This is a genomic window from Embleya sp. NPDC059213 (genome assembly GCF_042754445.1).
Taxonomy (GTDB): domain Bacteria; phylum Actinomycetota; class Actinomycetes; order Streptomycetales; family Streptomycetaceae; genus Embleya.
In genome coordinates, this window is sequence record NZ_JBHZAV010000008.1 from 1 (window position 1) to 22,876 (window position 22,876).

Genomic DNA, 22,876 nt, shown 5'->3' on the forward strand with positions numbered 1-22,876 from the left:
GCCTCAAGCGCCGGCGGGGCTGAGTGGCCTCAAGTGCCGGCCGGGCTGATTCGCCTCAAGCGCCGGCGGGGCTGATTCGCCTCAAGCGCCGGCGGGGCTGGGTGGCGTCAAGTGCCGGCCGGGTTGGGTTCGCCTCATGCGCCGGTTGCCGGGCTGGGTGGCCTCAAGGCTTTGGTTGGGCTGATTTGGCTTGAGGGCCCGGAGGCTGCTTGGTCTCGAAGGTTGGTCGGGTTGGTTGTTCTGGTGGGCTGGGTGGGGCCGGGTGGTGGGGCGGGGGTGGTTAGGCTCGGGGGGAGAGGCGGATGGCGCCTGGGAGAAGGGGATTGCATCGTGGCTGTCGAGGTTGGTAGCAAGGCACCCGAGTTCGAGCTCAAGAACCAGCACGGCGAGGTTGTTCGGCTGGCGGACTTCCGTGGTGAGAAGAACGTTTTGTTGGTCTTCTATCCGTTCGCGTTCACCGGTGTGTGCACCGGGGAGCTTTGCGCGCTGCGGGACGACCTGCCGAACTACCAGAACGACGACGTGCAGGTGCTGGCCGTGTCGTGCGACGCGCCGTTCTCGCTGCGTGTGTTCGCCGAGCAGGAGGGCTACGAGTATCCGCTGCTCTCGGACTTCTGGCCGCACGGTGGCGTCGCGCAGGCGTACGGCGTCTTCGCCGAGGACAAGGGTTGCGCCGTCCGTGCGACCTTCGTCATCGACAAGGAGGGCGTGATCAAGTGGAGCGTGGTCAACGCGATCCCGGACGCCCGTGACCAGGCGGAGTACCTGAAGGCGCTCGCGAGCGTCTGATCCGGTGTAGGCCGGGTCGGGTCGGGGTACCCATGCCGCGGCGAGACTCCCGTCGGTCAGGAACTCCTGACTAGGATCGGCGCGTTGTCACGTCTGTAGGCGAAAATTCCGGGGCACCAGTTGCTCCATGAACCTTTGGAGGACTCGTGGGCGTCAGCCTGAGCAAGGGCGGCAACGTCTCGCTCTCGAAGGAGGCTCCGGGCCTCACCGCTGTTCTGGTCGGCCTGGGCTGGGATGTGCGTACGACCACCGGCACGGACTTCGACCTCGACGCGAGCGCGATCCTGCTCAACGGAGGCGGTCAGGCGCCGTCGGACGGGCACTTCGTCTTCTTCAACAACCTCAAGAGCCCCGACGGCTCCGTCGAGCACACCGGTGACAACACCACCGGTGAGGGCGAGGGCGACGACGAGGCGCTGAAGGTCAACCTGGCGGGTGTTCCGGCCGACGTGGAGCGGATCGTCTTCCCGGTCTCGATCTACGACGCCGAGACGCGGCAGCAGAGCTTCGGTCAGGTCCGCAACGCGTTCATTCGCATCGTGAACCAGGCCGACAACAAGGAACTCGCCCGGTACGACCTCACCGAGGACGCGTCCACGGAGACCGCGATGGTCTTCGGCGAGCTGTACCGCAACGGCGCGGAGTGGAAGTTCCGCGCGGTGGGCCAAGGCTACGCGTCCGGCCTGCGCGGTATCGCCAAGGACTTCGGGGTCAACGTCTGACCGGCGAGACATCAACGAACGCCCGCCGACCGCAGCCGCGGTCGGCGGGCGTTCGCCGTCCCGGACCCTGGTGGGTCGTGTGCAGATCGCTGTCGAAGATCCCCTCGGGCATGCCTTGAGCTGTGCAAAAAGGGGGTCCCGCCGGGTCGGGGGCATGGCAAGGTTGAAGCGAATGTACGACGATCAGGAGGAATCGATGGGGGTCACCCTCGCCAAGGGCGGAAACGTCTCGCTGAGCAAGGCCGCACCCAACCTCACCAATGTGCTGGTGGGTCTGGGCTGGGACGCGCGTGCCACCACGGGCGCCTCGTTCGACCTGGACGCGAGTGCGCTGCTGTGCGGTGGTGCGGGCAAGGTGCTCGGCGACGACTATTTCGTTTTCTACAACAATCTCAAGAGCCCCGAGGGTTCGATCGAGCACACCGGCGACAACCTCACGGGCGACGGTGACGGCGACGACGAGGTGATCCTCGTCGATCTGATGGCCGTTCCGGAGCAGGTCGAGAAGGTGGTGTTCCCGGTCTCGATCTACGACGCCGAGATGCGCGGGCAGACCTTCGGACAGGTCCGCAACGCCTACATCCGGATCGTGAATCAGGCGGACAACAACGAGCTGGCGCGTTACGACCTCACGGAGGATGCGTCAAGCGAGACAGCCATGATCTTTGGAGAACTTTACCGTTACCAGGGGGAGTGGAAGTTCCGCGCAGTAGGGCAGGGGTACGCTTCGGGCCTGCGGGGGATCGCACTCGACTTCGGCGTCAGCGTGCAATGAGTACGTGCTGACGGTGTGTGTCAGGGTCGGTCACCCGGTGGGGCCGGCCCTGACGCCTTTCCCGGGGTTTCTCGGGTGGGGGAGTGAGGGCCGGTCTTCCTGATGACCCACCCGGAGATGCAATCCCCAGGTAGATAAGGACCTCATCCGTGGTAATCCGTACGTTCGGCTGGTCGTTCGGCGTGACGGTGGCCGGTCTCGCCGTCGCCGCTTATTTTTGGGGGGCGACCGGATTCGGCATCGTGCTGATCCTGTCGATCCTCGAGATCTCGTTGTCTTTCGACAACGCTGTAGTAAATGCCACCGTCCTCAAGAAGATGAATGCCTTCTGGCAGAAGATGTTCCTGACGGTCGGCATCTTGATCGCCGTCTTCGGCATGCGGCTCGTCTTCCCGTTGCTCATCGTCAGCCTGACCGCCGGAATCGGTCCGGTGGACGTCGTCGACCTCGCGTTCCACGACGACAAGATGATCGACGGGATGACCTACGCGCAGCACCTGGACGAGGCGCATCCGGCGATCGCCGCCTTCGGTGGCCTGTTCCTGTTGATGATCTTCCTGGACTTCATGTTCGACGACGAGCGTGAGCACCGGTGGATCGGCCCGCTGGAGCGCTTCACCGGCAAGCTCGCCAACTTCGATGTGCTCTCCACGCTGATCGCGCTGATCACCCTCGTGGTCGTGGCCCAGACGCTCTCGCCCGCGCACAAGGAGGGCACGGTGATGGTGGCCGGCGTGCTCGGCCTGATCGCCTACCTGGGTGTCGGCGGACTCTCGGACTACTTCGAGACGCACGGCACGCTGGCGCACATCAACGACGAAGAGGACGAGGACGAGGCCGAGGCGGGCGCGGAGCCGGCCAAGGCCGAGGGACGCGGCGGGCCCAAGCCCGTGCAGCTCGCCGCCGGCAAGGCCGCGTTCTTCATGTTCCTCTACCTCGAGGTGCTCGACGCCTCGTTCTCCTTCGACGGTGTGGTCGGTGCGTTCGCGATCACCCAGGACCTGCTGATGATCACGCTGGGTCTGGGCATCGGCGCGATGTACATCCGGTCGCTCACGGTCTACCTGGTGCGCCAGGGCACGCTGGACGACTACGTCTACCTGGAGCACGGCGCGATGTACGCGATCGGCGCCCTGGCGAGCATCCTGCTGCTGTCGATCAAGTGGGAGATCCACGAGGTGATCACCGGTGTGATCGGGGTCGGCTTCATCGGCGTCGCGCTGATCTCCTCGATCATGCGCAACAAGCGGATCGGTCACGTTCCGGGGCAGAACGGCGAGACCAAGGCCGAGGCCTAGCCCGCCGGCCGCAGGTGACGCGCAGGACCACGACCGGTACCGCGCCCGAGCAATTCGGGCGCGGTACCGGTTTTTTCGAGCCCGGTTATGTTGTGTACTGAAGCCGCCACTACGCGTACGCGTGCCGGCCGGGGGACCAGGGAGGGCTTGATGCCGCTTTTCGACTGGCGTCGGGGATTGATCGAACGCGAGCCCGAGCACGGCGGGCACAAGGTCGCGCTGACCCGTTCGACGCCCGAGGTCTCACTGACCCAGGCCGGTTCCGCGACCGGGACGCTGCGGGTCAATCTGCACTGGAATCCGCAGGTCGAGGAGGCGCCGCCGAGACAGCGCAGCGGGGGTCTGTTCCGGCCCCTCGCGGTGCAGGCGCCGCCGTTGCCGCAGAAGATCGACCTCGACCTCGGCTGCATGTGGGAGATGAGCGACGGTTCCAAGGGCGTGGTCCAGGCGCTGGGCAACCTGTACGGGTCGTTCAGTCAGCCGCCGTATGTCCGGCTGGACACCGACGACCGATCCGGATCGGCGTCGGGCGAGACGTTGTTCATCAACATCGATCAGGCACGCAACGTGCGCCGGTTGTTGATCTTCGTCTACATCTACGAGGGCATCCCGGCGTTCGATCAGGTCAACGGGGTGGTCACGCTGTTCCCGAACGCGGGTCTGCCGATCGAGGTGCGACTGGACGAGCATGCCCGCGAGGCGCACACGTGCGCGGTCGCGGTGGTGGAGAACCACGGCGACGAGATCGTGGTCCGGCGCGAGGTGCGCTACGTGCACGGCTACCAGGCCGAGCTGGACCGGCAGTACAACTGGGGGCTGCTGTGGGCGCGCGGCTACAAGTGAGCGGGCGCCGGTGGACCGCACCGGGCCCGGCTGCCGCCATCCGCGGCGGCAGCCGGGCCCGTGGGTGGGCTCAGCCCTGGAACTGCGGGCCCTGCGGCGGCGAGTCCAGCCGGTGCAACTGCGGCGGGCCGCCCTGACCCTGCGGCGGGGTGCCCTGGTACTGCTGCTGCGGCGGCATGCCCATGCCCTGTGCCGGGGTTCCGGGCGGCATCGGAGCGCCGTGCGAGGGCGTGTACGGCCCGGGGGGCTGCGGCACGCCGTGGGCCGGCGAATACTGGCCCGGCGCGGGTAGCTGCGGGCCGCCCGGCGGCATGTGCATCACGCCCGGCGGGGTCTGGAAGGCCATCCCGTGGGCGGGCGTGCCGGGTCCCGGGAAGCCCTGCGGTGGGGTGCCGCCCATGGCGGGCGGCGGCGGGAGCGGCGCGCCGCCGGCGGGGGTGTGCGGGTAGCCGGGCGGCGGGCCGCCGATCGTGTGCGGTGCCGGCGGCGGCGGGATCATCGGGCCGTCGTGGCGCGGCGGAGGCGGCGGCACGGGCGCGCCGCCGTACGGGGTGTTGCCGGAGATCGGCAGCACGCCCTGCGGCTGCGCCGGTGGTGTCGGGGCGGGCGGCGCGGGCAGCGTGCCCTGGCCGTACTGCGGCAGGACGGCGGTGGGCGCCGGTTCCTGGTACGCGGGTGGCGCCGGCGGGCCGTCGCGGAGCATCGGGGGCGGCGGCGGGGCCGGCGCGGTCGGCGGGGACTGGTGCACCGGCGGCAACGGCATCGGGGCCGGCGCGGGTGCGGGTGCCGGGGCGCTCGGCTCGTCGTCGACGCTGATGCCGTAGTCGGTCGCCAGGCCCGCGAGACCGCTCGCGTAGCCCTGCCCGACCGCGCGGAACTTCCACTGGTCGGCCCGCCGGTAGATCTCGCCGAAGACGAACGCGGTCTCGGCGTCGGCTCCCGTGATCGGGAAGTTGAGCAGCTCGGCGCCGCCGTCGGCGTCGTACAGTCGAAGGACGAGACCGGGCACCGAGCCGATCGTGCCGCCGTCCGCGGATGCGGCCACGATCACGTGTTGCACATCGTGGCCGAGCGCGGCGACGTCCACCCGGACGCCGTCGGTGCAGCGGTTCGGAGTGGTGTTCTTGCCCTCGTGGACGACCGTGCCGGACGGGTGCCGGGGCTGGTTGTAGAAGACGAAATCGGCGTCGTCGCGCACCTTGTTGTTCGCGCCGAGCAGCAGCGCCGAGGCGTCCATGTCCGGCACACCGGCTCCGGGCCGCCATTCGAGCACCACGCGCACGGACCGGGCCGGGAGGGCCGTATTCGCTCCCTTGGACATCACCTGGGTCATGCGCCCATCCTGCCGTCCCGAAGGAGCTGCGCTCAACGTGGGGCGGGCTCGTGACGATTGTGTGAACACATGGTCCTATAACCGGATCGTACGCCTTCGATTTTGCTTTTCGGTTACCGTAGGCAGCGCCTGCCGGCGGCTCACCGGCCGGGCGCGAATGCGCCTTTTTCGTACCACCGGGCGCGTACGGGTTTCCCGCCCCGACGCGCCTTTGCCACCACCACCGTCAGTCGAGGGGGATCAGATCACGATGCGGCATTTCGGCTACCTGGACGATGCGGTCCGCGATCATCTGTTCCACCGCCCGCCGGAGACCTTCGACCGGGACAGCGACGCCGCCGTCCTGGCCGCCGCCCTCGGCGCGACGCTGTACAGCCCCGCGACCCGCCGCACGCTCGCGGCGGACATCGTCAAGCAGGCCGCCCGCGGGGTGACCTCGATGGTGTTGTGCCTGGAGGACTCGATCGACGACCGCGAGGTGGTCGGCGCCGAGCAGAACCTGGTCGAGCAACTGGCCGAGTTCGCCCGCTCCGGGGTCGAGGGCCCGCTGCTGTTCATCCGGGTCCGCCACCCGGAGCAGATCACCGACCTGACCGAGCGGCTGGGCGACGCCCTGGACGTGCTGTCCGGATTCGTGCTGCCCAAGTTCGAGCCGGACAGCGGTACGCGCTACCTCAAGGCGCTGGACGAGGCGATCGCGCTCAGCGGACGGCGGCTGTACGCGATGCCGGTGCTGGAATCGCCCTCGATCGCCTACCTCGAACACCGGCGCGCGGTGCTCGCCGAACTCGCCGAGCTGGTCGCCGCGCACCGGGATCGCATCCTCGCGGTCCGGATAGGCGCCACCGACTTCCAGTCCGCGTACGCGCTGCGCCGCTCGCGCGACCTGACCGCGTACGACGTGCATCTGGTGGCCGGCCTGATCGGCGACATCGTCAACGTGTTCGGCCGCGCGGACGGCACCGGACACGTGATCAGCGGGCCGGTGTGGGAGTACTTCCCGCAGGGCGAGCGCCTGTTCAAGCCGCAGCTCCGGCGCACCCCGTTCGCCGAGGCCGAGGATCCGGACGAGGCGGTCGAGCTGCGTACCCGGCTGATCTCGGCCGACCTGGACGGGCTGATTCGCGAGCTGGAACTGGACAAGGCCAACGGTCTGCTCGGCAAGACCGCGATCCACCCCAGCCACGTGGCGGTGATCCACGCGATGTCGGTGGTCACGCACGAGGAGTACTGCGACGCGACCGACATCCTGGCCGAGAGCGCGGCCGGCGGCGGGGTGCTGCGCTCGGCGTACACCAACAAGATGAACGAGGTGAAGCCGCACCGGGCCTGGGCCCAGGCGATTCTGCGCCGGGCGCAGGCGTTCGGCGTCGCGGGCGAGGAGGTCACCTTCGTCGACCTGCTCGCGGCCGGCATGGAGTGCATCGGCACGGGGTGAGAGGGTCGTCGGGGCCGGATGCCCCGCGCGGTGGGATTCGATCGGGTAGCGAGGAAAGCGGGTTCGGGCGTTGAGTGAACATCGGATGGAAACCTGGTCGGGGAGTTGGGTCGCCGAGCGACTCGACGTGGCGCTCGCGGGGGAAGGGCTCGACACGCTGGTCGGGCTCGCGCTGCGCCGTAATCCGCGTCGGGCCCACCTGCTGGTGTCCACCGTGCTCGGCAAGCACATTCCGCAACTGCCCGCGGTGGTCCACGACGCGGGCCGCGCGCTGGGCGCACGGGTGGCGAGCGTGTTGACGGGCGAGCCGACGCCGGTGGTGCTCGGCTACGCGGAGACCGCGACCGGCCTCGGGCACTGTGTGGCCGAGGCGCTGCCGGGGGCGACCTACCTGCACTCCACCCGACGTCCGGTGGCCGGGGTCGCGCCGTTCGGCGCGTTCGAGGAGGAGCACTCGCACGCCACCTCGCATTTGATCCTGCCGCGTGATCCGCAACTGCTGGCCGGGACCGGGCCGTTGGTGCTGGTGGACGACGAACTCTCCACCGGGCGCACGGTCGCCAACACGATCCGGGCGCTGCACGCGGTGGCGCCGCGCGCGCACTACGTGATCGCGGCGCTGATCGACGTGCGCGGTCCCGCCGACCGGGCCGAGGCGGAGGTGTTCGCGGCCGAACTCGGCGCCCGGGTGGACGTGGTGACGCTGGCCGCCGGCACCGTCGAACTTCCCGAGGACGTGTTGGCGCGCGGCACCGCACTGGTGGCCGAGCACGACGGCGGCCGGGTGAGCGGCGGCGGGTCCGGCACGGTGCGCACGCTCGACCTGGACTGGCCCGCCGGGTTGCCCGACGGCGGCCGGCACGGATTCACCGCGGCCGATCAGGACGCTCTGGAGCGGGCGTTGCCCGCGCTGGGCGCCGCGTTGGCCGAGCAGGTGGTCGGCCGGCGGATCCTGGTGCTCGGCTTCGAGGAACTGATGTACACGCCGCTGCGGTTGGCCCGGGCGCTGGCCGAGCACGTGGCGGCGGACGTCGAGGTGCGCTACTCGACCACGACCCGCTCGCCGGTGCTCGCGGTCGACGATCCCGGCTACGCGATCCGTACCCGGTTGGAATTCCCGGCCCACGACGATCCGTCGGACGGTCCCGGCGCCCGCTACGCGTACAACGTGGCGGCCGGCATCGATCCCGCACGACGGTTCGACGAGGTGCTCATCGTCGTCGACTCGGTCGCCGACACCCCCGAACTGCACGCGCCCGGCGGGTTGCTCGCCGCGCTGTCCCGGGTCACCGACCACGTCGGTCTGCTCGTCGTCCCCTCCTTCACCCCCGAGGTGCGCAGCTCATGAACCACCAGCCGAGCCCACCCGGGCACGACACCGGCAAGCTGCCGGACCCGCTGTACGGGCCGGCGTTCTCCTCCTACGCCGCCGACGAGGTCGCCTGGCTGCTCAAGGACCTGTCCGCGGTGGAGCTGGAGGCACCGCTGGAGGAGCGCGAGGAGGCGATCCAGCACGCGGGCGCGCACTACGCCGAGTCGTTGCCGATCGAGTACCAGCCCTCGCCCGAGTATCAGGCGCTGTTCCACGCGGCATCGGACGCCTCGGCGGACCGGATCGCACACGCGGTCGGCGTGGTCACCGAGACCATCCTGGCCGAACGCGGCCGGGACGCGGTGCTGGTCTCGCTGGCCCGCGCGGGCACCCCGGTGGGCGTGCTGATGCGCCGCTGGGCCCAGCGGGCGCACGGCCTCACCCTGCCGCACTTCGCCGTGTCGATCGTGCGCGGACGCGGCATCGACAGCACCGCGTTGCGTTGGCTGGGACGCGAATTCGATCCGTCGCGGATCGTCTTCGTGGACGGCTGGACCGGCAAGGGCGCGATCACCCGGGAGTTGTCCGACGCGCTGGAGCTGACCGCCGAGACCACCGGCATGCGCTTCGACCCGGAACTGGCCGTGCTCGCCGACCCGGGCTCGTGCGTGCGCACCTACGGCACCCGCGACGACTTCCTGATCCCGTCCGCGTGTTTGAACTCGACGGTGTCCGGGCTGGTTTCGCGCACCGTGCTGCGGGACGACCTGATCGGTCCGGACGAGTTCCACGGCGCGAAGTTCTACGCCGAGTTGGCCGACGCGGACGTCTCCGGTCTGTTCCTGGACACCGTCGCCGAGCGCTTCGCCGCGGTGGCCGAGGACGTCGCGCGCGATCAACCGGTACTGGCCGCGAGCGACCGGGCGCCGACCTGGGAGGGCTGGCGGGCCGTCGAGCGGATCGGCGTCGAGTACGAGATCGAGAACATCAACCTGATCAAGCCCGGCGTCGGCGAGACCACCCGGGTGCTGCTGCGCCGGGTCCCGTGGCAGATCCTGGCCCGCAAGGGCGTCGGCGCGGAGCTGGACCACGTGCGAATGCTCGCCGCACAGCGCGGGGTTCCGGTGGTCGAGGTGGACGACCTGCCGTATTCGTGCGTCGGACTGGTCAAGCCCGGCTTCCGCCGGGAAGGGAGCCCAGCGTGAGTGTCGTGGTGGCCAGCGACCTGGACCGCACCCTCGTCTACTCCCGGGCCGCCGCCCGGCTGGGGTTGGCGGCGACCGACCCCACGCCCGAGTTGGTGTGCGTGGAGGAGTACGAAGGCGCGCCGATGTCGTTCGTCACGCGGGAGGCCGTCGCGCTGCTCGTCGAACTGGCCGAGCGGACCACCTTCGTGCCCACCACCACCCGCACCCGCGAGCAGTACGGCCGGATCGTACTGCCGGGTCGGGCACCGGAGTTCGCGATCTGTGCGAACGGCGGTCACCTGCTCGTGCACGGCGAGAGCGACCCGGACTGGCACGCGGGGGTGCGCAAGACCTTGGCCGCGAACGCCGCTCCGCTGCCGGAGGTGGTCGCCCACCTGGAACGGGTGGCGCTGCCCGAGTGGACCCACAAACTCCGGGTGGCCGAGGACCTGTTCACCTACCTGGTGGTGGAACGGGCGGAGCTGCCGCCGGAGTTCGTGCCGGAGACGACCGAGTGGGCGGCCGAGCGCGGCTACGGCGTCTCGCTCCAGGGCCGCAAGCTCTACCTGGTCCCGGAGGCGTTGACCAAGGGCGACGCGGTGCGCGAGGTGGCTCGGCGGGCGGACGCGGACATGGTGTTCGCGGCGGGCGACTCGCTGCTGGACATCGAGCTGCTGCGCGCGGCGGACGCCGGGGTGCGGCCGGGACACGGCGAACTGGCCGAGACGAACTGGTCGGCGCCGCACGTCGAGGCGTTGACCGCACAGGGTGTGACGGCGGGCGAGCGGATCGCGGCCTGGTTGCTCGAGCGGAGCCGCCTGCCGGTCGAATGATCGGGCGCGGCCCGGGCGGCGCCTCGGGTGTTGCGGGCCCCTCGGGTGTTCCGGGGCCCGCCGGGGCGACTCAGACGCAGGCGCCGCGGACGGTCAGCAGTTCGGCCTGGGCGTGCAACTGCCGGCCACACTCCATGTCGAAGGTGAGCTCGAAGCCGTCGCGCGCGGCCCGCACCCGGGTCAGCGCCACCTCGGTGAAGCGGTCGAGCGCGCCGCACAGCTCGTGCATGACCAGCCCGGTCGAGGACAGCCCGAGCACCGTGCCGTCGCCCAGGGTCACCAGGTCGCAGCCGCGATTGCCGGTCGCCGCCTGCGCGTCGGTCACCCGCAGCGGGCCTCGGCCGAGCGAGTGCAGCCAGGTGACCGCCTGGCGATGCAGCACCGCACGCTCCTCCTCGTACGCGAGGACCATCATGCGATGCATGTCGGTCATGTCGTTCGTGTGCAACGGCAGCACGGCGGCGGTGCGCGGGGCCCGGCGCAGCGCGCGCAGGCTCGGCAACGCGAGCACGAGGAGGAACACGAACAGCAGCATCAAGAGCACGGGCATGTGCGACTTCCCGGTGTCGGCAAGTGGTCGACGGCGCGGCACACGGGGTTTCGGACCCGTGAATAGGGACCTGAGTCCCGAAGTCGACCGGTCCGACGACTTTAAACCTTAAATTTCGGGAAGGTGGCTGAAGGTGCCGATTCTTTACCCGACTGGTCGAACATGGCGACGATTTCACTACGCTGAGTCGCGCGAAGTGCGTGCAAAGCGGAGAATGTCGCCTTTCTGCTTCCGTGTGCTGACGCGCCGTGATGTCGGTGCGGTCCGGAGTCTCGGTTCGGTCCGGGGCCTCAGTGGGGGCCGGGGCCGGCCCGGTCCTCGCGGATGACCTGCACCGTGGCCGCCACCTCGGCCCGGATGGCCCGGGTCTCGCTGAGGAAGTGCCACCAGTTCGGGCGCGGATTCTCCGGTTCGGCGGCGATCGCCTCCAGGCGGAAGACCAACGCGTCCAGCCGGCGGGCGTAGCGCTCCTCGGCGTTGGCCCGGCCGCCGAGCGCGAGCCGCTGGGCGTCGCGCAGCGCGAATCGGGTGCGCTCCAGCTCGGCCTCGGGATCGCGGGCGACCTCCTCCAGCGCGGCCAGGCGGTCGTTGACCGAGGCCATCGCCTCGTCGGCGTCCTTGAGGGTGGCCCGCGCGGTGGCCAGTTTGCTGACCGCGTCGGCGTATTCGCCGCGTCCGGCCGCGGCGCCGGCCTCCTCCAGGCGGGCGTGCGCCACGCCCAGCGACTGGCGGGCCTTGGCCGGGACCTGTTCCAGGTCGGTCCAGCAGGACTGGACGTAGTCGCGACGCAGGCGGTGCAGGGCGGGCTCGACGCCGGTCAGGCGGGACTCCAGGGCCTGGGCTCGGGTGCGCAGCGAGGACAGCCGATTGGTGACCTCCTCGCGCTGTCGGGGCAGCCGCTCGGCCTCGGCGCGCAATTCGCCGGCCGAGTTCTCGATCCGGCGTGCCACCTCCAGCGTGCCCGGAATGCCCAGCGCGGCCGGGCCGCGGTCCAACTCGGTCAGGTCGCCGCGGATCGCGGCCAGCCGGGCGGTGAGTCCGCTCGTGCCCAGACCGGCCCGCTCGGTGTCGGCGAGCGCCTCGGCGGCCTGCGCGGCGGCCCGGCGGGCCCGATCCACGGCCGGCGGCAACTGCCCGAGGGCGTGCTCGGCGTCGGCGAGCAGCGGGCCGAGCGAGGTGCCGAACCGGTCCAGATCCCGGCGGACCGCGTCGAGCTTGCCCGCGGTCTCGGTCAACTCCCGACGGGCCGCCTCGTATTCGTCGGTCTCCAGGTCCGCGTCCAGCGGATGCCGGTCCATCAGCGCGATGTAGGCCGCGCTCGCCTCGTCGATGCGCAGGCTGACCGCGGCGAAGCTGCGCAGCGCGTCCTCGGTGCCGCGCGCGCCGCGCACCGCGCGCACCGTCTCCAGCGAAAGCATCATGTCCCGCTGCGCGGTGTCGAGCTGAAGGAACGCCTCGCCCGCCGCCTCGCGCGCGGCCAGCGCCGCCGAGCGGGCGGCGTCCTTGCGCCGACGCCACGGTCGCGTCTCGCCGCCGGCGAACGCGGCCGGGAGCAGGGCCAGGAGCAGCGGCGCGAGCGTGATCGACAGCGGAAGGCCGACCCCGAGGGACCGTCGTGCGGATCCGACCACCACGCCTGCTCCCATCACCGTGCGGACCGTGCCCACTCCATCCTGCCCATCCTTCCAGGTGCAGTCCGATGGAGGTCCACCAACTGTGCGCACGGGGCGTGTCCGACCGGGCGGATGGGCTGCGCTAGGTTCGCCTATTGCAATCTCTTTGCAAGTGCGAATCATGTGTAATCACATGGCACCGCGGACAACCATCACGAACGACCGAGGACGAATCGTGCATTACCCACCCTTTTCCGGCCGTCGACGCGGTGTACTCGCCGCCACCCTGGTCGGCGCGACGCTCGCCGCCGCGGGTTGCGCGGGCTCGGCGCCCTCGGCCGGTGGGGCGAAGGGTGCGCACACGATCGTGATCGGGGTCGGCCAGGAACCCGATTCGCTCAGTCCGATCCTGGGCTACAGCAAGGACGGCGCCGCCAAACTCTTCGACGGGCTGCTCGCGCACGACGCGGATCTGGGTCTGGTGCCGGCGCTCGCCCGCGCCTTGCCGGAGGTCTCCGCCGACGGCCTGACCTACACCTACCGGCTGCGCGATCGGCTGAGCTTCTCCGACGGACGCCCGCTGACCTCGGCGGATGTGGCCTTCACGTACCGCACCATCCTGGACCCGACGGTGCCCACCACCGTGCGCAGCGACCTGGCGGCGCTTGATCGGGTGGCGGCGCCGGATCCGGGCACCGTGGTGTTCACCCTGAAATACCCGTACGCGCCCTTTCCGCAGCGCACCACGCTCGGCATCGTGCCGGAGCACGTGCTGGGCACCCTGACGGGTCCGGCGCTGACCACCGCCGAGTTCAACCGGAGGCCGATCGGCTCCGGGCCGTACACGGTGGACACCTGGCGGGCGGGCGAGAAGCTCGTGCTCAAGGCCAATCCGAATTACTGGGGCGGCGAGCCCGCGATCAAGCAGGTCACCTTCGCGTTCATCCTCGACGACAACACCCGGGCCACCCGGCTGGCGGCGGGCGACCTGGACGCGGCGGCACTGCCGCCCAAGCTCGCCGAGCGCTTCGCCAAGGACCGCACGCGCAGCACGCTCAAGGTGGACACCGCCGACTACCGGGGCGTGATGTTGCCCAGCGGCAACCCGGTGACCGGCGATCTCGCGGTGCGCAAGGCGCTCGACCTCGCGGTGGACCGCGGCGCGATGGTGCGCGGCATCCTGAACGGGGACGGTGCGCCGGCGTTCGGTCCGGTGGCGCCGTCGAGTCCGCTGTACGCCCGCGAACTCGAACACGCGGTGGACGCGCCGGCCGCCGAACGGCTGCTCGACGAGGCCGGGTGGCGCAAGGGCGACGGCGGCATCCGGGTCAAGGACGGCCGGGCCGCCCGATTCACGCTGCTGTATCCGGCCGGTGACGCGCTGCGCAAGGACCTCGCGCTGGCCTACGTGTCGGACGCCAAGAGGATCGGCATCGACATCTCGGTGGAGGGCCTGACGTGGGACGCGATCGAGCCGCGGATGCGGGCCGACGCGCTGCTGATGGGTCAGGGCGCGCCGTACGACCCGGACTTCGTCTCCTACGAGACGTTCCACTCCTCGCTCGCGGGCCAGGCGTTCAACAACCCGGGGCACTATCGCAACGCGAGCGTGGACGCGCTGTTGACCGAGGGACGCACCACCCGGGATTCGGCCCGGCGGGCGCAGGTCTACGGCGATCTCCAGCGCGCGTTGGCGGCGGATCCGGCCTGGACCTTCCTGACCTACCTCAAGCACGTCTACGTGGTCGACAACGACTGGACCGGCGTCGGCGCTCAGGTCGAGCCGCACCCGCACGACCTGGTCGGGCCGTGGTGGAACATCGAGAAGTGGGTGCCCCGGGCGGCGTCCGCAACCACGTCGTGAACCTGCGACTGCGCGGTCTGTCCGTCCTGGTGGCGCGCCGGCTGGCGGCGGCGCCGGTGGTGTTGCTCGCGGTCACCTTCCTGGTCTTCGCGTTGGGCGCGGCGTCGCCGTTCGATCCGGTGCGGCAGTACGCGGGGGACGCGGCCTTCACCGCCTCCGCCCGGAACCTGGAGCAGATCCGGGCCGGGCTGGGCGCGGACCGGCCGTTCGTGGCGCAGTGGTGGTCCTGGCTGGGTGACGCGCTCACCGGCGACCTGGGAGCGTCCCGGTCGTTGCGGATGCCGGTGGGTCAAGTGATCGGCGAACGGCTGGGCTGGACCGTGCTGTTGGTATCGGTGGCGTTCGTGCTCACGCTGGTGGGCGGGATGGCGCTGGGGATCCTGGCGGCTCGCCGCCGGGGAGGGGTGCTCGATCGGTGCGTGACCGGCGCGATGTACACGCTGGAGGCCGCGCCGGTGTTCTGGCTCGCCTTGGGCGCGGTGTGGTTGTTCGCGCTGCGGCTGGACCTGTTGCCGGCCGGCGGTCTGACCGACACCTCCGCCTCGGTGGTGACGGCGGATCAGGTCGGTGCACATCTGGTGTTGCCGGCCGCGGTGCTGGCGGTGTCCCAACTGCCGTGGTTCGTGCTGTACATCCGCCAGTCGCTGATCGCGGCGCTCGCCGAGGAGCACGTACTCGGCGCGCGGGCACGTGGGCTGCGGGAGCGAACCGTGCTGCTGCGACACGCGCTGCGCTCGGCGCTGTTGCCGTTCCTGACCCTGCTCGGGTCGCGGGTGCCGGAGTTGATCACCGGCGCCCTGCTGGTGGAGACCGTGTTCTCCTGGCCGGGCGTGGCGTCGGCGACCGTGCAGGCGGCGCTCGCGCTGGACTTCCCGCTGCTGACCGCCCTGACGGTGTTGGCCACGGCGGCGGTGCTGATCGGGAATCTGGCCGCGGACGTGTTGTACGGGCTGGCCGATCCGAGGGTGGCCCTCGATGGCTGACCCGATCCTCGCGCCGGTCGGACCGGCGCGGCGCAGGCTGGTCTCGGCGGCGGGCGCGGCGCGGTTGCGGTGGTGGGCGTCGGTGTCGGTGGCGGCCGTGATCGTGCTCGCGGTAGTGTTCGTGCCGCTCTTCGCCGAGTTGGATCAGCGCATCGTGCACCTCGACGATCGGCTGCTCGGGCCGTCCCCGGCCCATCCGTTGGGTACGGACGAGCTGGGCCGGGACACGCTGTTGCGCTGCGTGTACGGGATGCGGGTGTCGCTCCTGGTCGGGGTGGTGGCCGCGGTCGTGTCGACGGTGATCGGGACGGTGGTCGGGGCGACCGCCGGCGCCCTGGGCGGGTGGACCGACCGGGTGTTGGCGCGGCTGGTGGACGTACTGGCTTCGGTGCCCCACCTGTTGCTCGGGATCATCCTGGTCGCGCTGTTCCGACCCGGGCCGGGTGCGGTGATCGTGTCGGTGGGGCTGACCCACTGGTTGTCCACGGCGCGCATCGTGCGGGCCGAGGTGATGTCGTTGCGGACCCGGCCGTTCGTGGACGCGGCGATCGCCGGCGGGGCCTCCCGGCGGCGGGTGACGATGCGTCACTTCGTGCCGAACGTGGCCCCGCAGGCGGCGCTCGCCGCGGTGCTCGCGGTGCCGCACGCGATCTGGCACGAGTCGGCGCTGTCCTTCCTGGGGCTGGGCATGCCGCCGCATCTGGCCAGTCTGGGCACGATGATCGAGGACGGCCGGCAGGCGCTGCTCACCGGTCACTGGTGGCCGGCGTTCGCGCCCGGCCTGTTCATCGTGGTGCCGACGCTGGCGATCGCCGGGCTGGCCGGGGCGTGGCGGGAGCGGATCGATCCGCGTGGGCCGGGGGAGCTGCGGCTGTGACGGCGATGGCGTCGATGGACGTCGGATCCCTGCTGGTGGATCGGCTGACGGTGCGGTTTCGGCTGCCGACGGCCGAGGTGTGCGCGGTCGAGCAGGTCTCCTTCGGGCTGGTGGCCAGCGAATGTCTGGCCCTGGTGGGCGAGAGCGGCTGCGGCAAGTCGGTGCTGGCGGCGGCGCTGCTCGGCCTGCTGCCGGCGAACGCGCTGGTCGGCGGGCGGGCGGTGCTGGGCGGGGGCGGTGACGAGGCGGTGCAGTTGATCGGTGCGCCGGAGCGGACGCTCGCCCGCACGGTGCGCGGCCGGCGGATCGGGCTGGTGCCGCAGAGTCCGGCCGCCCGGTTGACCCCGGTGCGCACGGTGCGTTCCCAACTGGAGGAGACGGTCCGGGAGTTGTTGTGCCCGGAACGGGCCCTCGTCGGCCGGATCGCGGAACGGGTGGCCGCGCGGGCCGCGTACCCGGTCGACCACCTGGATCGGTACCCGCACCAGTTGTCCGGCGGATTGGCCCAGCGGGCGGCCGTCGCGCTGGCCCTGGTCGGGGATCCGTGGCTGATCATCGCGGACGAGCCGACCACCGGCCTGGATCGGGCGCTGGTCGAGCGCACCGCGGACGAGCTGCGCCGACTCGCGGACGCGGGGCACGCGGTGCTGCTGGTCACCCACGACCTGGTCGCGGCGGAGCGGATCGCGGATCGGGTGGCGGTGATGTACGCGGGCCGGATCGTGGAGGAGACCTCGGCCGAGGTGTTCTTCGGCGCGGCCGGGCCCCGGCATCCGTACGCGCGCGGCCTGCTCGCGGCGCTGCCCGAGCGGGAGTTCGTGCCGATCCCCGGGATGCCGCCGGAGCTGAGCGCGTTGCCCGCCGGGTGTGCGTTCGCGGCGCGCTGCGAGTTCGCCACGAAGGCGTGTGTGCGGGTGCCGGACTTCGTGGCCGGTCTCGCCTGCCACCATCCCCGGGGAGACGATCGTGGTTGAACTCGGCCTGCGGGCTCATGGTGTGGTCGCCGGCTACGATCGGCGCGCGCCGATCGTGCGGGACGCGTCGTTGCTGATCGCGCCCGGTGAGGCGGTGGGCATGTCGGGGCCCAGCGGTTGCGGCAAGTCCACCCTGGCGCGGGTGCTCGCGCTGTTGCAGGTGCCGTACGGCGGACGGGTGTCGTTGGACGGCGAGTTCGTCACGCGGTGGCGGTTCGCCGCGCCGCGCGCGATGCGGACCCGGGTGGGGGTGTTGTTTCAGCAGCCCAGGGTGTCGGTGGATCCCCGAATGCGGCTGCACGAGGTGATCGCCGAGCCGCTGCGGGCCGGTGGGCGATCGGTCGAGGTGGCCGAGCGGGTGCCCGAACTGGCCGCGGAAGTCGGGTTGACCGACGACCTGTTGGCCCGCCGGCCGCATCAGGTCAGCGACGGGCAACTACAACGCGCGTGTCTGGCTCGGGCGTTGGTGTTGCGGCCGCGGTACCTGGTGTGCGACGAGATGACTTCGATGCTGGACGCCTCGACGACGGCCGCGCTGGTGGGGGTGGTGGAGCGCTACCGCGCGTCGACGGGGGCGGGGTTGTTGGCGGTGAGCCATGATCCGCCGTTGTTGCGGCGCTGGTGTGATCGGGTGGTCGAGTACCCCGGATGAGCCCGCCGCGGGCGGCCCGGGCCCGACGGTGCGGGGCGCGCCGTGGCCGGGCCCGGCGGCGCGGGGTGTCGCGTCCGGCCGCCGGGCGGGCGGTGTTCGGTCAGAACTTCACGTCGGAGCACGAGTAGAACGCGTTGTCGGTGTCCGCGACGTCCCAGACGGCGAAGATCAGCGCCTGGCCGGTGCGGCCGGCCGGGAGAGTGCCGGTGTGCACCGTGTGCGCGGCGGGCAGGGCACCGCCGTACGGGACGGTCAGGAACGGCGTGCTCTCGATCTGCGCGCGGCTGATCGGCTGGGTGGGATTCCAGCTCGGCTTGGTGATGTAGTAGCGGAACGTGCTGGTGGAGTGCCGGGCCTCGATCTCCCAGGTGAAGCTGAACGAGGCGCCCGAGGTGAGTGCGGTGGTCGGCCAGGCGCCGCCCCGCGGGTCGTCGAGCGGGGCCCACCGGCCGTCCGCGCCGGCACACAGCTTCCCGTCGGCGGGGCCGCCGGCCGGGTAGCCCTTGGGGCCTTCGACGCTCTGCGGCTCCCACTGGATCTGGCCGCACCTCTTGACCTTGCCCTCACCGCACAGCGCGGAGCGGCTCTTCGGGCTGGAGATGAACCCGTGGGCCGAGGCGGAGGACGGCACGATCATGAAGGGCAGGGCGACCGCCGCCGCGCTCAGTGCGGACAGGATGATCCTCTTGCGCATGGAACTTCTCCTCGTGAACGAAGTCGTGCCGGGACTGGCCGACCCGTTCGGGCACGGACTCGAACCGGCTCGTCCGGATGCCGCGGGCGGCACGGTCGAGCCGATGGGACATCGAATCCGCATCCGAACGTGGAGCCACACGGTCCGGGTGCGGACCGTGTCGATGCGACCTGCGCGCGTCGCGTGCCTTCGTTTACCGGGGGGCGCTCTGCCACGTTAGGAGGGCTGTTCGGGGGCGAGCAATGGTCTGGACCAGTGCTGTCACAAATTGGCGAACGCGGTTCGGGTCCGCCCGACGCGGGGCCGCCCGGCTCGCTCTTGCTCAGCCGAGCGGATCCGGGATCGGTACGGCCACGCCGGAGACCCGCACCCTCGGGTCGTCGGCCCGCAGGTCGACGGTCAGCAGGCCGGGGCGGCCCAGGTCGTCGCCCTGATGCAGGGTGAGCGTGGCGGGCGGGCGGACCAGGTCCAGGGCCCGCAGGTAGTGGCCGAGGGCGGCGGCCGCCGCGCCGGTGGCCGGGTCCTCGACGACGCCGCCGATCGGGAATGGGTCGCGGACGTGGAAGGTGGTCGCGGACTCGCGCCACACCAGTTGCAGGGTGGTCAGGTCGCGGGCGCGCATGAACTCGGCCAGACCGTCGAAGTCGTAGCGCAACTCGGCCAGCCGGGCCCGGGTGCCGGCGGCCAGGATCAGATGGTGGGCACCGGCGTAGGCGTAGCCCGGCGGGATGGCCGGGTCGAGGTCGGCGGCGGCCCAGCCGAGCAGGGCCAGCGCCCGGGTGACGTCGGCGGCCGGGGCGGCCCGGTGATGCGGCTCGACGCTGGTCAGCGTGGCGCGCAGCACGCCGTCGGCGGCGGCGATCACGTCGACCGGGACCAGGCCGGCCCGGGTGGCGAAGACGAGTTCGCCGGGGCCGATCCGCTCGGCGACCGCGACCGCCGCCGCGACGGTGGCGTGGCCGCAGAAGGAGACCTCGGCCAGGGGGCTGAAGTAGCGCACGTCGAAGGTGCGGGCCGCTGCGGGGTCGTCGCCGACGGTGGGTCGGGTGAGGAACGCGGTTTCGGAGTAGCCCAGTTCGGCGGCGATCGCGAGCATCGCCGGATCGCCGAGGCCGTCGGCGGCCAGGACGACGCCGGCGGGGTTGCCGCCGGCGGGGTCGGTGGAGAAGGCGGTGTAGCGCAGGGGCTTTCCGGCCTCCGGGGCGCCCGGGTGGAGCGGTGTCGCGGAATCCGGCGTGTTCGGGCCGAGCGGTGTCGTCATGTCGGGGCGCAACGCGTTTCGGCGGGGTGGGATTCCTGGGTGGGGTGGGGCTCGTGGTTGTGGCTTCCCTGGTGGGTGCTTCGGGGGCCTCGGGTGGTGCGGGATCTGCGGGACGTGCGGGCCTGGTGGGTGGTGCGGGACTCGTGGGCGGTGCGGGACCTCCGGGCGGGCCGGATCAGAGGCCCGCCGCCAGGTGCCAGAAGTCGCGCATCAGGGTGGGCGGGGTGGGGCCGGACATCTCGAACTGGGTGAGCAGGATGGTGGCGGTGCCGGTGGACGGGACGATGTGCGCCGCCGTGCCGGTGCCGCCCACCCAGCCGTAGCGGCCGGGGACGTTCCAGGGATCGACGGCCGCGACGTCGACCGAGCCACCGAAGCCCCAGCCCTGGCCCTCCAGGAAGAGGTGGGCCGCGTCCCGCTGGGGTGCGGTCAGGTGGTCGGTGGTCATCCGGCGCACCGACGCGGGGGTCAACACCTGCCGGCCGTCGACGGTGCCCTCGCCGAGCAGCAGTCGGGCGAAGGCGTGGCAGTCGTCGACGGTGGACACCAGGCCGCCGGCACCGGAGGGGAACGCGGGCGGGCTGCTCCACTGGCCGGCGGGCGGGTCGACCAGATCGAGGCCGCCGGTCGAGGTGCCGCGGTAGCAGTACGCGAACCGGTCGAGCCGGCCGCGCGGAACGGCGAAACCGGTGTCCACCATGCCGAGCGGCTCGAACAGCCGATCGGCCAGGAAGTCGGGCAACGAGCGGCCGCTGACCCGGGCGATCAGCACACCGAGGATGTCCGAGCAGGTGTTGTACAGCCACGCCTCGCCCGGCTGGTACAGGAGCGGGATCCGGGCCAGCCGGGCCAGCCATTCGTCGGGGGCCGGGACCAGTTGCGGCTGCGGGGGTCCCTGGGTCAGCTCGGTGAACAGCGGGCCCACCGCCGGCAGCGAGAAGTCGGACGGGAAGCCGTACCCGGCGCGGAAGGTGAGCAGGTCGAACACGGTGATCGGTCGGGTGACCGGGACCACGTCCTCGATCGGGCCGGTCGGCGAACGCACCGCGTACGGTGCGGCCAACTCCGGCAGCCACCGGCCGACGGGATCGCCGAGCGCGAAGCGGCCGTCCTCGACCAGCAGCATCACCGCGGCGGCGATGATGGGCTTGGTGAGCGACGCGATGCGAAAGATGGTGTCCCGGGTCATCGGGGTGGTGCCGGCGGCGTCGAGTGAGCCGACCGCCTGGACCGCGACCCGGTTGTGGCGTGCCACCAGGGCCACTGCTCCCGGCAGGGGTCCGGAGTCGACGTGGGACTTCAGGAGCTCGTGCAGGCTGGTTGCCGGGTCGGTCATCGGGCCACCTTCTCGTGCGTACGTACGTGGGTGCGGGCGATGCTTCGGGGTTGAGCGAGGGTTTCGGAGCAGGGCTTCGGGCTTCGGGGCTTCGAGGGGGCTTCGGGGGCGAGGGTGCCGGGGCGGGAGTGGGTGAGGGTTCGGAAGGGGGACTCCCCACGTGCCGCGCGATCATCGGTCCGGAGCCGCCGGCGCGGTTTCCTCGTGCGAACGCCAGAATATGAGCCCTACTTGATGTTCCGGGCGTATTCGCGTGACGGCCCGGGGGGTTCGGCGCGTTCTATCTAGTGGGTACACGCGCGACGTCGGTCGGGGTCGGGGGGACGCCGGTCGGGTCGAGTTTCGTGCCTGGTGGGAACGACCGGGCAGGTCCATGCGCGATTGGCCCGGGACGCCTGCCGGCACGACCTGCGGGTGGGGGCACGACACGTGGTCGAACGGACGTCTAGGAGACAGCAGGCCGATGGGATCCCCGAGGACCGAGGAGCAGGAACTGGCGGCCGCGATGCGGACGGCGGCGTCGGAGTTGGTACTCCCCGCCGGGTTGGTCGCGGGGGGAATCACCCGGGGCCGGCGGATGCGGCGGGCCCGGCGGATTCGGATGGGCGCCTCCGTCGTGGCGGTATTGGCCGTGGCGGGCACCGGCCTGGTGGTGGCGGGCGGGAGCGAGGGGGAGCCGAAGAGCCGGGTGGCTTCGGGGCCGGCGGCGGTGGGCGGCGACTCGACCTCGCCGAGTACGAGTCCCCGGCCGGTTGCGGAGCCCTCCACGCCGGGCGGGAAGGAACCGGTCTCGGCTCAGGAGATTGCCCGGGTACTGCTGCAGGTGCAATGGCTCGGCGGCAAGACAGTGGAGCCGCAGGGGCTCTCGTTCACCCCGAAACCGGGCGATTCGACGAGCCGGATCGGCGCTTCCGCAGGCGTGATGCTGAAGGGCGTCAAGTCTTCGACCCGGCTTGCGGTGCAGGTGACGTCGCGTACCTCGCTTTCCGTCCCCGCCTGCGCCGAGGTCGGCAAGTTCGATACCTGTACACCCTTCACCGGGCCGGGTGGGGCGCGTGGATACAGCGCGGAGTCCATGGGGAGCCGCGAGTCGACGGCCGGTGGGAACGGGCAGCCGGGATCGGGTGTGCAGGGGCCGTGGACGCGGTCGGTGCGCCTGCAACGCACGGACGGGGTGGAGATCACGGTGACGGAGACGGCCGAGCGCGGGGTCGTCGGTGCGGCCGTACCGGCGGATGTGCTGCCGCTGCCGCTCGAGCGGCTGATGGAGGTCGCTTTGCTGCCCACGTGGCAGCTCTGGGTGGATCCGGAGGTCAATCGGGCCGCGTCGAAGCAGGTGGCCGAATTTCAGGACCAGTCCGTCACATTGGGTCTTCCCGACACGGTGCCTTACGGGAGGCCGCAGACGGAGCGGCCGCCGGCGGCTCCGACGGGGACTCAGCCGCCGACCCGCTAGGGGTGTTCGGGGGCTTGGGCCGATGTGCCGGTGGGTTGGTGCCGGGACTGCGGATGCCGGTGCCGGGGGTGCCTGCCCGGGTGTGA

At 71.4% G+C, this 22,876-nt stretch carries 19 protein-coding genes and 1 pseudogene; 14 read left to right on the forward strand and 6 right to left on the reverse strand.

The features are described 5' to 3' along the window. Nucleotides 1–330: 330 nt before the first annotated feature. From ACFXMF_RS05130 to ACFXMF_RS05150, 5 genes are all read left to right on the forward strand, one after another. Nucleotides 331–789: a peroxiredoxin gene (locus ACFXMF_RS05130; protein ID WP_360310545.1), complete on the forward strand. Its 459-nt coding sequence runs from the start codon at nt 331–333 to the stop codon at nt 787–789. A gap of 146 nt (nt 790–935) precedes the next feature. Further along, entirely contained in the window at nt 936–1,511 is a 576-nt protein-coding gene (locus ACFXMF_RS05135) for a TerD family protein (RefSeq protein ID WP_360310543.1), read from the forward strand. 196 nt (nt 1,512–1,707) lie between these two features. Next, entirely contained in the window at nt 1,708–2,286 is a 579-nt protein-coding gene (locus tag ACFXMF_RS05140; RefSeq protein WP_026219140.1) for a TerD family protein, read from the forward strand. A 149-nt stretch (nt 2,287–2,435) separates the two neighbouring features. Continuing rightward, on the forward strand, nt 2,436–3,584 hold the full coding sequence (locus ACFXMF_RS05145) for a DUF475 domain-containing protein (protein ID WP_360310541.1): 1,149 nt from the start codon (nt 2,436–2,438) through the stop codon (nt 3,582–3,584). Nucleotides 3,585–3,734: 150 nt separating this feature from the next. Continuing rightward, complete coding sequence (locus ACFXMF_RS05150; protein WP_360310539.1) at nt 3,735–4,427, forward strand: Tellurium resistance; 693 nt, start codon at nt 3,735–3,737, stop codon at nt 4,425–4,427. 70 nt (nt 4,428–4,497) lie between these two features. Here the strand turns inward: ACFXMF_RS05150 and ACFXMF_RS05155 are convergent, their stop codons facing one another. Beyond that, a complete protein-coding gene (locus ACFXMF_RS05155; protein ID WP_379989388.1) occupies nt 4,498–5,760 on the reverse strand; it encodes a TerD family protein in 1,263 nt (420 codons plus the stop codon). A 250-nt stretch (nt 5,761–6,010) separates the two neighbouring features. On the opposite strand from ACFXMF_RS05155, the gene ACFXMF_RS05160 reads away from it, so the two are divergent. The 3 genes and pseudogenes from ACFXMF_RS05160 (at nt 6,011) to ACFXMF_RS05170 (ending at nt 10,530) form a co-directional block, all read left to right on the forward strand. Continuing rightward, nucleotides 6,011–7,198 carry an HpcH/HpaI aldolase/citrate lyase family protein gene (locus ACFXMF_RS05160; RefSeq protein ID WP_360310535.1) on the forward strand — a complete coding sequence of 396 codons (1,188 nt, stop codon included), beginning with the start codon at nt 6,011–6,013 and terminating at the stop codon, nt 7,196–7,198. A gap of 85 nt (nt 7,199–7,283) precedes the next feature. After that, nucleotides 7,284–9,715 (forward strand): annotated as a pseudogene (locus tag ACFXMF_RS05165) (phosphoribosyltransferase). Continuing rightward, nucleotides 9,712–10,530 carry an HAD family hydrolase gene (locus tag ACFXMF_RS05170; protein WP_379989389.1) on the forward strand — a complete coding sequence of 273 codons (819 nt, stop codon included), beginning with the start codon at nt 9,712–9,714 and terminating at the stop codon, nt 10,528–10,530. Before ACFXMF_RS05165 ends, ACFXMF_RS05170 begins: the two are co-directional and overlap by 4 nt. Before the next feature lie 70 nt (nt 10,531–10,600). Here ACFXMF_RS05170 and ACFXMF_RS05175 read toward each other — a convergent pair whose 3' ends face one another. Both ACFXMF_RS05175 and ACFXMF_RS05180 read right to left on the reverse strand, forming a co-directional pair. Continuing rightward, nucleotides 10,601–11,080 (reverse strand): hypothetical protein, encoded by a 480-nt coding sequence (locus ACFXMF_RS05175; protein WP_379989390.1) that lies wholly within the window; start codon nt 11,078–11,080, stop codon nt 10,601–10,603. Between the two features lie 290 nt (nt 11,081–11,370). Continuing rightward, nucleotides 11,371–12,747 carry a hypothetical protein gene (locus tag ACFXMF_RS05180; RefSeq protein ID WP_379989391.1) on the reverse strand — a complete coding sequence of 459 codons (1,377 nt, stop codon included), beginning with the start codon at nt 12,745–12,747 and terminating at the stop codon, nt 11,371–11,373. Nucleotides 12,748–12,886: 139 nt separating this feature from the next. On the opposite strand from ACFXMF_RS05180, the gene ACFXMF_RS05185 reads away from it, so the two are divergent. Genes ACFXMF_RS05185 through ACFXMF_RS05205 form a run of 5 tightly spaced genes read left to right on the forward strand, consistent with a single transcriptional unit; the run spans nt 12,887 to nt 18,043 of the window. Next, complete coding sequence (locus ACFXMF_RS05185) at nt 12,887–14,557, forward strand: ABC transporter substrate-binding protein (RefSeq protein ID WP_379989392.1); 1,671 nt, start codon at nt 12,887–12,889, stop codon at nt 14,555–14,557. 26 nt (nt 14,558–14,583) lie between these two features. Beyond that, nucleotides 14,584–15,540: an ABC transporter permease gene (locus tag ACFXMF_RS05190; RefSeq protein ID WP_379989403.1), complete on the forward strand. Its 957-nt coding sequence runs from the start codon at nt 14,584–14,586 to the stop codon at nt 15,538–15,540. Beyond that, the gene (locus tag ACFXMF_RS05195; protein WP_360310525.1) at nt 15,533–16,417 is read left to right on the forward strand and encodes an ABC transporter permease; all 885 of its coding nucleotides are present in this window, start codon (nt 15,533–15,535) and stop codon (nt 16,415–16,417) included. Before ACFXMF_RS05190 ends, ACFXMF_RS05195 begins: the two co-directional genes overlap by 8 nt. Before the next feature lie 14 nt (nt 16,418–16,431). Further along, nucleotides 16,432–17,391, forward strand: coding sequence for an oligopeptide/dipeptide ABC transporter ATP-binding protein (locus tag ACFXMF_RS05200; RefSeq protein WP_379989393.1), 960 nt, complete (start codon nt 16,432–16,434; stop codon nt 17,389–17,391). After that, a complete protein-coding gene (locus ACFXMF_RS05205) occupies nt 17,384–18,043 on the forward strand; it encodes an ABC transporter ATP-binding protein (protein ID WP_379989394.1) in 660 nt (219 codons plus the stop codon). Before ACFXMF_RS05200 ends, ACFXMF_RS05205 begins: the two co-directional genes overlap by 8 nt. 100 nt (nt 18,044–18,143) lie before the next feature. Here the strand turns inward: ACFXMF_RS05205 and ACFXMF_RS05210 are convergent, their stop codons facing one another. The 3 genes from ACFXMF_RS05210 to ACFXMF_RS05220 form a co-directional block, all read right to left on the reverse strand. Then, nucleotides 18,144–18,737 (reverse strand): lytic polysaccharide monooxygenase, encoded by a 594-nt coding sequence (locus ACFXMF_RS05210; RefSeq protein WP_360310519.1) that lies wholly within the window; start codon nt 18,735–18,737, stop codon nt 18,144–18,146. 322 nt (nt 18,738–19,059) lie between these two features. Then, nucleotides 19,060–19,998, reverse strand: coding sequence for a PhzF family phenazine biosynthesis isomerase (locus tag ACFXMF_RS05215; protein WP_360310517.1), 939 nt, complete (start codon nt 19,996–19,998; stop codon nt 19,060–19,062). Between the two features lie 175 nt (nt 19,999–20,173). Next, entirely contained in the window at nt 20,174–21,334 is a 1,161-nt protein-coding gene (locus ACFXMF_RS05220) for a serine hydrolase domain-containing protein (protein WP_379989396.1), read from the reverse strand. Between the two features lie 601 nt (nt 21,335–21,935). Here ACFXMF_RS05220 and ACFXMF_RS05225 point away from each other — a divergent pair. Then, the gene (locus tag ACFXMF_RS05225; RefSeq protein WP_379989397.1) at nt 21,936–22,790 is read left to right on the forward strand and encodes a hypothetical protein; all 855 of its coding nucleotides are present in this window, start codon (nt 21,936–21,938) and stop codon (nt 22,788–22,790) included. Nucleotides 22,791–22,876 lie beyond the last annotated feature (86 nt).